Source organism: Enorma phocaeensis (assembly GCF_016901575.1).
In the GTDB taxonomy this organism is placed as follows: Bacteria; Actinomycetota; Coriobacteriia; order Coriobacteriales; family Coriobacteriaceae; genus Limicola; species Limicola phocaeensis_A.
Genome location: NZ_JACJKQ010000009.1, coordinates 1 through 12,122, shown reverse-complemented (window position 1 = coordinate 12,122; position 12,122 = coordinate 1). Strand labels below are relative to the sequence as shown.

Below are 12,122 nucleotides of genomic sequence, written 5' to 3'. Positions count from 1 at the left end.
CTTCCTGGCAGCCCGACAACACAGGGCAGCCCGCGCGTCAAGCGACCGGGCTGCCCTTTGCGCTCCGCAAAGCCCCGACCGGCCCATTTGAACGTCTGCAACCAACGTGAGACAGGAGGAAGGCATGCTTGGAGACCTGTTGCCCGCAGCGCTCTTGCTGCTGGGGATCGCCATGGGCTTCATGCTCGCCATGGCGATGTATGTCGGTGAGCTCAAACGCATGGCGCACTTCCTCCGCAGCCGCGACACCCGCAGCAATGCGCGGGTCACCACAAGCGCCACCGCCCCGGGCATTCGCGAGCTCGCCGACGCGATCAACGGCGAGCTCGACCGCGCTACCCAAGTCCACGTGGAAGCGCTTCGCCACCAGCAAGAGTTCCAGCGCGACCTCTCAGCCCTCTCCCATGACATCCGCACGCCGCTCACCGGCGCCAAAGGATATCTGCAGCTCGCCGGGGACGGCCCGAGCGGGCAGGAGCTCCGCCACAACCTTGAGGCCGCCTCGGCACGCATCGACGCGACGACGGAGCTTTTGGACCAGCTCTTCGCCTATACGAAGTCGACCGACCCCGACCTTGCGCTCGCTTCGGAGCCCGTGGCGCTCGCCCCTTTGGTCGAGCGCGTGCTGCTGGGGCACTACCCCGATTTCGAACGCCTCGGATGGGAGCCCGAGCTTCTGTGCGACGACGCGGCCGCCGGCGTCATGGGAGACCCCGAGGCGGTCTCGCGCATCGTGGAGAACCTTGTGGTCAACGCCATCCGCCACGGCGCAGGCGCCCCGCGCGTCGAGATTCGCCCTGCCGGCTGCAAAGGCGCGTTAATCGACACCGCCGCCATGCCCGACGCCAAGTCGGATGCGTGGGCAGGGGCATACGTGGAGCTGCGCGTCTCCAACCCGGTCCAGGACCCCGCCTCGATCGACGCGGCCCGGCTGTTTGAACGCTTCTATCAGGCAGACGCGGCACGCGGGGCCGGCGGAAGCGGACTGGGCCTCTCGGTTGCGGCGAATCTCGCCCAGGCCATGGGCATGACGATTCACGCCGAGCTTGAGGGCGATGCGCTTGCAATCATATTGACAGCGCAGGCCGCCTAGCATCCACCCGCAACGGCCGGCGCCATCAATCCCCCTTCCCCGGGTACCATGGGTATCGAGACCGTGCTCGACATGAAGCACCGCCAAAAGCCGTTTAGGGGAGGAAGCATGGAGGTATTGCTCGTCAACGGAAGCCCGCACAAGCAGGGTTGCACCAATCGCGCGCTCGAAGAGGTCGCGTCGGCGCTGGACGCGGAGGGCATCGAAACCCAGATTTTCTGGATCGGCGCCAAGCCGGTGGGAGGATGCGTCGCCTGCGGCGGATGCGCCGCCCGCGGCGCCTGCGTCTTCAACGACTCCGTCAACGAATGCCGCGCGCTCGCCGCAGACGCCGACGGCTTTGTCTTTGGCGGACCTGTCCACTATGCGCACGCGGCCGGGTCGCTTCTCGGCTTCATGGACCGCCTGTTTATTCCAACGGCCGCGCAGGCCAGCCGAACGCCTTTCGCCTGAAGCCCGCAGCAGCCGTGGTAAGCGCGCGCCGCGGAGGAACCACGGCCGCTCTCGACGACATCCAGAAGTTCTTTACCATCTCCGAGATGCCCATCGTTGCCTCTCGTTACTGGAACCAAGTCCATGGCAACATGCCGTCCGAGGTCGAACAGGACGCCGAAGGCCTGTGGACCATGCGCCAGCTGGGCCGCAACATGGCATGGATGCTCAAGTGCCTGCAGGCGGGCAAAGATGCCGGCGTGGTCCCGCCCGAGGCCGAGATGGGGCAGCGAACCAACTTCATTCGCTAGATAGCGCCCCAAAAGTTGGCAAAACGCCGGCTAGAGGGGGTGAATGTGCTCGCAGCCCCGGGCGCACAGGACTACAATGTCTACGTTCGCGATGCCACGCGCACCCGACACCTCCCCTGTTATGCGTTTGAAAAGAGGTCCATCATGCCAAGAATCGGTCTGCTTACCAGCGGCGGCGACTGCCAGGCTCTCAACGCCACCATGCGCGGCATCGTCAAGACGATCTATAACAAGTGCCACGAGCCCGTCGAGTTCTACGGATTCGAAGATGGATACCAGGGCCTCATCTATGGACGCTATCGCCAGATGACCGCGAAGGACTTCAGCGGCATCCTGACGCGCGGCGGAACCATCCTGGGCACGAGCCGCACGCCCTTCAAGTACCTCGACCAGCCTGAGGCGGACGGCGTGGAGAAGGTCCCCGCCATGATCAAGACCTATAAGAAGCTGAAGCTCGACTGCCTGTTCGTGCTGGGCGGCAACGGCTCGCTCAAGACCGCCAACCGCCTCTCTCAGGAAGGCCTGCACGTCATCGGCCTGCCCAAGACCATCGACAACGACACCTGGGGCACCGACATGACCTTCGGCTTCACGAGCGCCGTCGAGGTGGCGACCCAGTGCATCGACGACATCCACACCACGGCGAGCTCGCACGGCCGCGTCTTCGTCATCGAGATCATGGGCCACAAGGTGGGCTGGATCCCGCTGTATGCAGGCATTGCCGGCGGCGCCGACGTGATCCTCATCCCCGAGATCCCCTATGACATGAAGAACATCATCAAGACGATCGATCGCCGCATGGAGACCGGCAGCCGCTTCACCATCCTGGCGGTCGCCGAGGGCGCCATCTCCAAGGAGGACGCAAAGCTCTCCAAGAAGGAGTACAAGAAGAAGGTCGCGGCGCGCACCAGCCCCTCCATCGTGTACGACATCGCCAAGGAGATCGAGGCCAAGACCGGACGCGAGACCCGCGTCGCCATCCCCGGGCACACCCAGCGCGGTGGAGCCCCCGACGCCCAGGACCGTATTTTTGCCACCCAGTGCGGCGTCGAGGCGGCGCTCGGCTGCCTGAAGGGCGAATATGGCTACATGATCGCCCAGATCGACGACAAGATGACGCGCGTGCCGCTGGCGGACATCGCCGGCAAGCTGAAGTATGTAGACCCCGAGAGCGACCTGGTGCGCGAGGCCCGCGCGCTCGGCATCAGCTTCGGTGACGAGTAGACACCTCCGCTTGAAAGGACGAGCGCTCCGCTCGGTTTAATGTCTGTAAAGATATTGAGCTGGAGCAGGGTCCAGGGTACATAGTGAGCATGCCGCTGTCGGGCGCCGCGAGGCGCCCGACGCATATAATCGAGGTGGAGGTAGCCCATGCGCATCGCAGAAGTGGTGGAGAAATACGGCGTCAGCGCGGATACGCTTCGCTATTACGAACGCATCGGCCTGCTGCCGCACGTGACGCGCACGGCAAGCGGCATTCGCGACTACAGCGAGGTCGATTGCTCGCGCATTTCGTTCATCAAGTGCATGCGCCAGGCAAATGTCTCCATCGAGGCGCTCACCACCTACATGCAGCTGCTCGACCAAGGCGACGACACCATCGCCGAGCGGAAGGCCCTGCTTGAAGAGCAACGCTCCCTCGTGCGCCAGCGCATCTCGGAGATGCAGGCAGGCCTCAAGCGGCTCGACTACAAGATCGAGCATTATGAGGACCTCATCGTCCAGGCCGAACGGGACATGCGAGGCCACCAGGACGGCTGATAGGCAACTACGCCCGTGTGAAAGGGGCCACGATGTCTGAATCTCCCTACCTCTCCGACCGCTACCGCGAGACCTCCCGCACGACCCTCCATGCGATCGTCACCGCCCTCTCGGGCGCGCTCGCAACGAACCGCCAGGTGGTAAGCCTTGCGGTCATGACCCTTGCCGCAGGCGGCCACCTGCTGCTCGAAGACGTTCCGGGCATTGGCAAGACCACCCTTGCCCGGGCGCTCGCAAGAACCATCTCGGCCCAGGTGAGCCGCATCCAATTCACCTCGGACATGCTGCCTTCGGACATCACGGGCGTCACGGTATTTGACCAGGGCGCGCGGGAGTTCACCTTCTTTCGCGGCCCCGTGTTCGCCGAGATCGTGCTCGCCGACGAGATCAACCGCGCGAACCCCAAGGCGCAGGCGGCGCTGCTCGAAGCCATGGAGGAGCGCCGCGTCACCGTCGACGGCACCACCTATGAGCTGCCGCGCCCCTTTATCGTCATCGCCACGCAGAACCCCGTCGAGATGGAGGGCACCTATCCTTTGCCCGAGGCACAGCTCGACCGCTTCATGACGCGCACGAGCCTGGGGTATCCGACGCCGCAGGCGGAGGCGCGCATGCTCATAAGTCCAAGCGGGCGCGACCCGGTGGGCGCGCTCAAGCCGGTCTGCACCGCCGGCGACATGCGCGCGATCATTCAGACGGCCGCCCACATCCATGTGAGCCAGACGGTCGCCGCCTATGCCGTGTCCCTCCTTTCCGCCACGCGAAACAGCCCCCAATACCGCCTGGGCGCCTCCCCGCGCGCGGGCCTCGCCCTGCTCGCCATGAGCCGGGTGCGTGCGCTCATGCAAGGTCAGGACAGCGTCTTTCCCGGAGATGTCCGCGCTATGGCGATACCGGTGCTCTCGCACCGGTTGGTGCTCGCCGACAGCGCCTATGGCGCCACCGCCAGCGAGCGCGACCAGGCACTCGATTCCCTGCTGGCACGAGTTCCTGCCCCGCGCGGCGCCTGATGCACCGTGGCAGGCAGGCATCCGCATAGAACTCGGCGCCGTCGGGGCACGCTCCCCGTCCCCACCTTGCGGGGAACGCTGAACCTGGCCGTCGCCTGCTGCCTCATCGTGCTGGGCGGAGAGATTGCCCTGGACGCCCTGATCGTCTGGGGCGTCGCGCTCATCGCCGCGATGGCGCTGGGGCTCGCGCAGGCGTTGATGCCCCTTGCACGGCCGGGCCGCAGAGCCCGGCTCTATGCGCTTTTCGCCCCGCGGGTCTACCTGCTTGACACCTGCTGGGAAAAGCTCGACCAGCACGGGCGCGTCATCGAGACGCTTCCTGCCCGCGAGATGCCTCAGGATCGCGGATGGTACCGCATGCCCGCCGCAACGCTGCGCGTACGCGACGCCCTGGGCATGTGGAGACGCGACCGTCGGATGGAGCATGGGGCAGAGACGTTCATCACGCCCCAGGGCACCGGCGCGGACGCGCTCTCAACGCTGCTCCGCCGCCTGGGAAGCTCTGCGCGCGACGCTCAGCGAACGCTCGACTCGTCTCAGGTCAGGCAATATGAAAAGGGCGACCCCATGCGTGCCATCTCCTGGAGGCAGACCGCGCACCATGGCACCCTCATGTCTTTTGAGCCCGTACGCGACGAGCCTCCCGCCCCGATCGTGGTCGCTGACACCCTTGGCTGCTCCCGCCCCGATGACCTCGCACTCGCATGCGCGCGCGTGTATTCCGAGCTTCTTCGGCGTCCCGGCGCCACGCCCGCTCCAGTAACCGACGGCACCGACGTCTACCGGGCACCCGTCGCCGTCGATCGCTTCCTGGCAGCGCTGCAGCCTGACTCCCCTCCATTCGACGGCAGCGTGCCGCCGGCAGGCGTCCTGCGCGACGCCGCCAAGTCGCGCGCCCTCGAGGTCCGCCGCCTGCTGGGACGTCAGACGGACAAGCACGATGCCGTCGTTTTGGTAACCGAACAGGCAGGGGGCGTGCTCGAGCGCGAGCTGCGCGCGATCCTGCCTGCAACGGCGCTCATCCGCGTCGATGCGCGGACGGGAAGGCTGGGACTCGTGAGGCGCGCAGAGGACCCCGAGGAGAAGCGGCGGCCTGGCGAGCCGGCTGCGCCCGAAAGCTCCCAGCTCGACTGGATGGACAAGGCCGCCGCACGGCGCCCGAGGCACACGCCGCTTGCAGTCGACCTCGCCGCCGCCGTCTGCTGCGTCGGCGGCCTCTTGCTGGCGCTCGCCCTCTCGCGAGCGCTCGCCGAACCCGCCTATTGGTACACCGCATCGTGCCTCACGTTTTCGATCGTGGCGCTCGAGGGCACGCTTGGCAAAAGGCTGCCGGGTTGCCAGCGACCTCTGGTGCGGGCAATTCTCAAGCTCGTCTGCGTCGTCGCTGTGACCGCCCTCGCCATAGCGGGCGCCGACCATGTCATCCAAGCAGACGTAGGACTCGACCTGCTCGGAGAGCCCCGCGCATACCTGGGCCTGGGAACCTGGGCGCGCGAGGCACCGGGACCCATCTCCGCCGCGGTGATGCAGGGCGTGGCGGACCTCTACTTTGGACAATGGGTTCCGCTCGTCGTCGAAGGCACCGCCGACGCCGCGCTGACCCTCTTGGTCGCGGGGTGCGCGGCGCTGCTGTTTCTCCCGGTGACCTCATGCGCCGTCCTTCGCCCCCTGTGCGGCGCCTTCCCCCTTGTCGTCATGGCGGCCTGCCAGCTGTTGCTGGGGACCCCTCCCGAGCCGGCCGCCGTGGCTGCCGGCGTTGCCATCTTCCTCGTTCTCGGCGGCCTCGATGCCTGGCTGTACGACGACGAGCCTCCGCTCCCGCCTGCCGCCGTCGCCTCGCTGGCGGAGGGCGCCGTCGATGTGCGCGACCGCGAGGCCTCGCCCCGCGCCGACGGCGCCGCGTCCTCCAGACCGGCCCTCCCCCGGCGCGTCGCGCGCGCCGCCTACGCGGCACTCGCATCTTTGCTGCCGGTCGCGCTAGGCGCAGCCATCGCCGCCGGCGCCGGCTGCGCCCTCGGCGAGCAGGCACTTTCCTGGGAGCAGTCCCTGCCCATCGATACGGGCCTCACATCCACCATGTTTTCGAGCAACGCCGTAAGCCCGGTCGTCGACCTGAGGCGCGAGCTCACCCGCGGCGCCGAGACCCAGGCCCTGCACTACGCAACCGATGCGGGCCATCCGCTCTACCTGCGGCTCAGCGTACTGAGCAACTTCACGGGAGACACCTGGCTCATCGACTCGTCGCTTGGAGGCGACGCCTCGACAGGCATCCCCCTCATAGACCAGCTCTTTGCCGGCGACTCCGGGGCATCCAACGGCGCACCGGCGCTCCCCGGCGACGGCAGCGATGGCTCCGCCTACATCGAGGCCGTAGCGGCGACGGGGGCAGGCATCGGGGCCGTCGAGAGCGTCACCGCCGAGATCACCATCGACGGCGTGGTCTCCCGCCTCGTCCCGACGCCGCTCGGCACCTACCAGACCGCTGCCGACGACCCCGAACAGGGCGACTGGACATGGGGCGCTGACGGCGTGATCTTCGGCACGTCCTCCACGACCTGGACGGGACAGGCCTACCAGACCTCGAGCGCCTATCTGTCACCGGTCACCTCGACGGCTGACATCGAGGAGCTCTCGACGCTTGCCGATGCGCTCACGCGAAGCTTTGTCTTTTCCGGCAGCCCCTCCCTCCCCAGCGATATCGGCGCACGCTATCTCAACCTCCCCGGAGACCTTCCCCAGGCCATGGTCGAGGTGATAGGCGGCGCCGCCTCCGCCGGGGTGCCCGGCGAACTTGAAGACGCATCGGACGAGCTGGCGGCGCTGCGGTATCTGGTGGGCTTCTTTACCGGAGGAGATTTCACCTATTCCACGAGCGCGCCCGACGGCGATGGCCACGACGCGCTCGAGGTGATGGGCGATTTCCTGGAGCGGCGCGAGGGATACTGCGTGCACTATGCCTCGACGTTTGCCCTCTTGGCGCGCGCCTTGGGGGTGCCCTCGCGCGTGGCCATAGGCTACGGGCCCAGCGTCGAGGAACTGGGCGGGGGCACCTATGCGGCAACCAACCATGACCTCCATGCGTGGACGGAAGTCTATCTGGTGGACGTGGGCTGGGTTGCCGTGGACGTCACCCCCGGCACCGGAACCTCCGCTGCCGCAGGAGATGACGAGGGCACGTCCGCCGAACCCCCTGCGGCCACGGACCCCGACACCCCGGCCGCCCAGCCGGAAACCCCGGCGGCCGCCGAGACGAATCCCCAGACCCCCGGCGACACCTCCTCGGACTCCGCGGCCGATCCCGCCTTCGAGCTGCTGGCATCCGCAAGCCGCGTCGCCGCCGCGGCATGGGACGTGCTGAGGAGGGCGCTTCCGGTGCTCGGCGCCGCGGGCATTGCAGGCTTGGCCCTCGCCACGCCGCTGATCATTCGCCACCGGCGCAGGGCACGGCGGCTTCGCATCGTCGACAGCAAGACAGAGGGCCCGTCGCAGATCGCCAAGGCGGCATGGGACGAGCTCGTCGACAGCGCATATGACCGCGGCATCGCGCCGTCGCCCGCCGCGACCGAGGAGGAGCTCGCCCGCGCCATCGGGTCCGCGCTCGCCCAGGGCGCGGCCGAGAGCACCCGTCGCCCCGCCGCCTTGCGCACGGGCAGCGCCAAGCGGCACGAAGACGCCCAAGACGCGAGGCGGGCGCTGGAGCTCGTCATGCGCGCGGCGTGCATCGCGCGATATGGAACGCCGCAGAGCCCGCAGGGCGAGCCGGCAGAGCTGCGCCGCGCCTTCCATGGTGCGGACGCCGCCATCGCACAGCTCAGGGCAGCCTCTCAAGAACCCGCCGCGAACCGCGGCCTTGCCCGCGTGCGCCGCGCGCTTGCGATGCTCTCGCTTCGGCTCCTCCCGCGCTCCGTGTTCGTGCGCCCGCCGGACATCGTGGCTCGAAGCACCCAGCGCCTGGCACGGGCGCGGGCGAAAAAGAGCCGTTCTGACGGCAGCGCTTAGGCTCGGCGCGACAACGCCCGGCACCAAAACGGCGCACGGCGTGCATCCCTGAGGGACGGCGCCTCGGCGTCAAGAGGCGTGCCGCGCGCCCCTCAGCCCTTCCGATACCCCGGCCTCCGCGTGGGAGCGCCCGATCAATGCGGTTCCCACGATGAGTTCGATCAGGCGTTCGATGGGAATGCGATCGGGCGCCAGCATCCACGTGTTGATGGCGCCCAAGATGCCCGAGAGGTAGAACTCTCGCAAGATGCCCTGCTCCATGGGATCGGTCACGTTGTCGGGAAGGATGAAGCGGTCGAGCAGCGGCGCGATGATCTCCTTCATGCGGTCGCTGAAGGTGGGGTCTCCCGACATGAGTCGGGGCATAAAGCCGTCGAAGCGCTGCGCGAGGCCCACCACCAGGCCCATGTGCTGAGAAAAGTCCAGCATGTCGCCCTGCAGCAGCCTGTCTTGGACAAGGCCGCGCACCTGCGCCAGGATCTCGTCCTCGAGCTGCTCGAAGAGGTCGTACACGTCTCGATAATACAGGTAGAACGTCGCACGGTTGTATCCAGCGCGCTCGGCTATCTCGCGCACCGTGATCTTCTCGATCGGCTTTTCCTCGTAGAGGCTCCAAAACGCACTGGTCAGGTTCGCCTTGGTCTGCTCGGTCACTTGCGGCTGCTTCCTTGCCATTGCTACCCCCTGCCCGCGGCGACGACATGTGGAAACGGTGGCGGGCCCGCCGCGCGGCGCAGGGCAGCGCCTCCCGCGATGCGGCATGGGCCCAACCGTCGCTATCCCGAGGCGGCCAAGCCGCCCCCATAGCCCATTGCTCGACAATCGCCCGCGCGATGTCGAGTGGAACTCGAAACGCCCGTCCTCCCCTACTATACTTCAAATAGACAACACGCTGTCGAGTGATCGGATCGACGATGTCCTATATAGAATTCAGCAACGTCGTAAAGGCATACGGTTCGGGCGAGACCCTCATCCATGCACTCGATGGGGCCTCGTTTCAGGTAGAGCGCGGCGAGCTTGCGGTCATCTTGGGCGCTTCCGGCGCCGGCAAGACCACTGCCCTCAACATCCTGGGAGGCATGGATACCGCGACCTCCGGCCAGGTGATGGTGGACGGACGCGACATCACCCATGCAAGCGAGGCGGACCTTGTTGAATACCGCCGCACCGACGTCGGCTTCGTCTTCCAGTTCTACAACTTGGTGCCCAACCTCACCGCCCTTGAAAACGTCGAGCTTGCGGCGCAGGTGTGCCCGGACGCGCTCGATGCCGCCGAGTCGCTCGCCAAGGTCGGCCTCAAGAACCGCATGGCAAACTTCCCCGCCCAGCTTTCGGGCGGAGAGCAGCAACGCGTCTCCATCGCTCGCGCCGTGGCTAAAAACCCCAAGCTGCTGCTCTGCGACGAGCCCACCGGCGCCCTCGACTACCAGACGGGCAAGCAAATCCTGCAGCTGCTGCAGGACACCTGCCGCCACGACGGCATCACGGTCATCATCATCACCCATAACTCCGCGCTTGCCCCCATGGCTGACCGCCTGATCCGTTTCAAGAGCGGCAAGGTCACAGACATGACGCTCAACGCGTCGCCCACGCCGATTGCCCAGATCGAGTGGTAGCGAGACGATCATGAAGGCGTTTACCAAAGACATCCTGCGCACCATCGGACAGAGCAAGAAGCGCTTCGTGTCCATCGCCATCATCTGCGCGCTCGGCGTCACCATGCTGACCGGACTCGTCGTCGCCTGCATGGACCTGCGCTCGAGCGCCGACGAGCTGTTCGACACGCAGAAGCTTTTTGACATCAGCGTTCAGTCTACGCTCGGCTTGACCTCGGACGATGTCGACGAGCTTGCGAGCGTGGAGGGCGTGTCCGAAATCGAGGGCACCTGGCAGGAGAGCGCCTATACGCGCATCGACGGCAAGCGCGCGAGCGTAGACGTCAAGGCGCTCACCGAGTCGGGCATCAACGAGCCCTATGTGCTGGAAGGCGAGCTTCCCGATAAGGCCGACGAGGTCGCGGTGACCGCCCAGTATCTCAAGGACTCGGGAAAGTCAATCGGCGACACGCTGACCTTCGAGGGGGCGGATGAGACCGCCTCGAGCGACGCCTCCGATAGCAGCTCCGATACCACCTCAGACTCATCGAGCAGCGAGGTCTTCACGCGCCGAACCTACACCATCACCGCCTCGGTCATCGACCCCAGCAACATCACCGCGCCCGACGGCCCCGTCGCCTTCCGCGCCTCGACCTCTGCCGACTACAGCTTCTACGTGACCGAAGGCGCCGTGGCGGACACGGACGTCTACACCGCCATCTACCTTATGGTCGACGGCACCGCCGAGCTCTCTTCCTACTCCGACGACTACACCGCCGCCGTCGACGCCGTCAAGGACCGCATCGATGAGCTCACCCCGCAACGCGAGCGCGCCCGTGCCGAGCAGGTACGCGACGACGCCCTCGAAACGATCGCCCAGGAAGAGGCGGACGCCCTGGCGGAGCTGTCCCGTGCCCAGGCAGAGCTAGACGACGCCCAGGCAACGCTTGATGAAAGCCTCGCCGAGGCGCTCGACGGGCAGCGGCAGATCGACGACGCGCGCGCCACGCTGCGCCAGAGCCTTGCCGACGCGCTTGCCGGACAGCACGAACTCGACACGCAGCGCGCCCAGGCGCTCGCCCAGCTTGACGACGCCCAGGCGACCATCGATGAGAACCGCAGCCAGATCCCCGACCTCTCGACCCTTGAGGCGGCGATAGCGAACCTCGATACCCAAGCGGCAGAACTCAACGAGCAGCTGGGCGGAGGCGCCGTCTCCGAAGCATGGAGCGCCCTTGGCGAGGCAACCGACGAAGCATCCTCCGCCACGGCGCAAGAGGCCTACCTCACGGCGGCACAGGAAGCCATCGACGCGCTCGTGGCCCAGATCGACGCCGGCATCGCGCAGATCGACGCCTCCGTCCCAGACCTCGACGCCACGCTTGAGCAGCTCACCTCGGCTTGCGATGCGCTCTCAGAGCAGCTGTCGCAAGTAAACGCCGCCATCAGCGAGCTCACCCAAACCATTGACAACGACGCGGCCGAGCTTGAGGACGCCCGGTCTCAGGCGGCGTCGCTGCGCGAGGAAATCGCCGCGCTCGACCCGACGTCGCCCGACTATGCCGAGCGCCTGCGGGAGCTCGACTCCCAGCTCTCAGCCGCAGAGTCCACGGCCGCCCAGCTTGAGCAGACCCTCGCAGGGCTTCGCTCGCAGCGCGACGCCCTCACCCAGCAAAACGAGGCCATCGTCTCCCAGCTGAACCCCCTTCAGGAGCAGCGCGGCCAGCTTGAGGCGGTGGCGGCCCAGCGCAGCCAGCTCGTCGAGCAACGCGCGCAGCTCACGTCCCTCATCGAAGGCGACGAGAGCCCGCTGGCGCAGCTCGCCAGCGGCAAAGGCCAGGCAACGGTGGGCCTTGCGCAGGCGCGCTCGGCGCTCGCCCTTCTCGAGCAGGCGCAGGCGGAGTTGGACGCGCAGCGTGCA

Annotated in this window: 9 protein-coding genes and 1 pseudogene; 9 read left to right on the top strand and 1 reads right to left on the bottom strand. The window is 67.0% G+C overall.

The features are described from left to right. Window positions 1–106 precede the first annotated feature (106 nt). The 7 genes from H6A15_RS06230 (at window position 107) to H6A15_RS06205 (ending at window position 8,606) form a co-directional block, all read left to right on the top strand. Entirely contained in the window at window positions 107–1,093 is a 987-nt protein-coding gene (locus tag H6A15_RS06230; protein ID WP_342635825.1) for a HAMP domain-containing sensor histidine kinase, read from the top strand. 48 nt (window positions 1,094–1,141) lie between these two features. Beyond that, window positions 1,142–1,546, top strand: coding sequence for a flavodoxin family protein (locus H6A15_RS10425; RefSeq protein ID WP_239462411.1), 405 nt, complete (start codon window positions 1,142–1,144; stop codon window positions 1,544–1,546). Between the two features lie 14 nt (window positions 1,547–1,560). Continuing rightward, on the top strand, window positions 1,561–1,836 hold the full coding sequence (locus H6A15_RS10420) for a hypothetical protein (protein ID WP_239462410.1): 276 nt from the start codon (window positions 1,561–1,563) through the stop codon (window positions 1,834–1,836). A 144-nt stretch (window positions 1,837–1,980) separates the two neighbouring features. Beyond that, entirely contained in the window at window positions 1,981–3,060 is a 1,080-nt protein-coding gene (locus tag H6A15_RS06220; RefSeq protein ID WP_204672891.1) for a 6-phosphofructokinase, read from the top strand. Window positions 3,061–3,207: 147 nt separating this feature from the next. Then, the gene (locus tag H6A15_RS06215; RefSeq protein ID WP_204672890.1) at window positions 3,208–3,597 is read left to right on the top strand and encodes a MerR family transcriptional regulator; all 390 of its coding nucleotides are present in this window, start codon (window positions 3,208–3,210) and stop codon (window positions 3,595–3,597) included. Window positions 3,598–3,629: 32 nt separating this feature from the next. Further along, window positions 3,630–4,607: an AAA family ATPase gene (locus tag H6A15_RS06210; protein WP_204672889.1), complete on the top strand. Its 978-nt coding sequence runs from the start codon at window positions 3,630–3,632 to the stop codon at window positions 4,605–4,607. Window positions 4,608–4,673: 66 nt separating this feature from the next. Next, entirely contained in the window at window positions 4,674–8,606 is a 3,933-nt protein-coding gene (locus H6A15_RS06205; protein WP_204672888.1) for a transglutaminaseTgpA domain-containing protein, read from the top strand. Between the two features lie 69 nt (window positions 8,607–8,675). Here H6A15_RS06205 and H6A15_RS06200 read toward each other — a convergent pair whose 3' ends face one another. Next, the gene (locus H6A15_RS06200; RefSeq protein ID WP_204672887.1) at window positions 8,676–9,281 is read right to left on the bottom strand and encodes a TetR/AcrR family transcriptional regulator; all 606 of its coding nucleotides are present in this window, start codon (window positions 9,279–9,281) and stop codon (window positions 8,676–8,678) included. Between the two features lie 239 nt (window positions 9,282–9,520). Between H6A15_RS06200 and H6A15_RS06195 the strand changes: the two genes are divergently transcribed. Next, window positions 9,521–10,222 carry an ABC transporter ATP-binding protein gene (locus tag H6A15_RS06195; protein WP_204672886.1) on the top strand — a complete coding sequence of 234 codons (702 nt, stop codon included), beginning with the start codon at window positions 9,521–9,523 and terminating at the stop codon, window positions 10,220–10,222. Between the two features lie 10 nt (window positions 10,223–10,232). Next, window positions 10,233–12,122 (top strand): annotated as a pseudogene (locus H6A15_RS06190) (FtsX-like permease family protein); the annotation flags it as partial.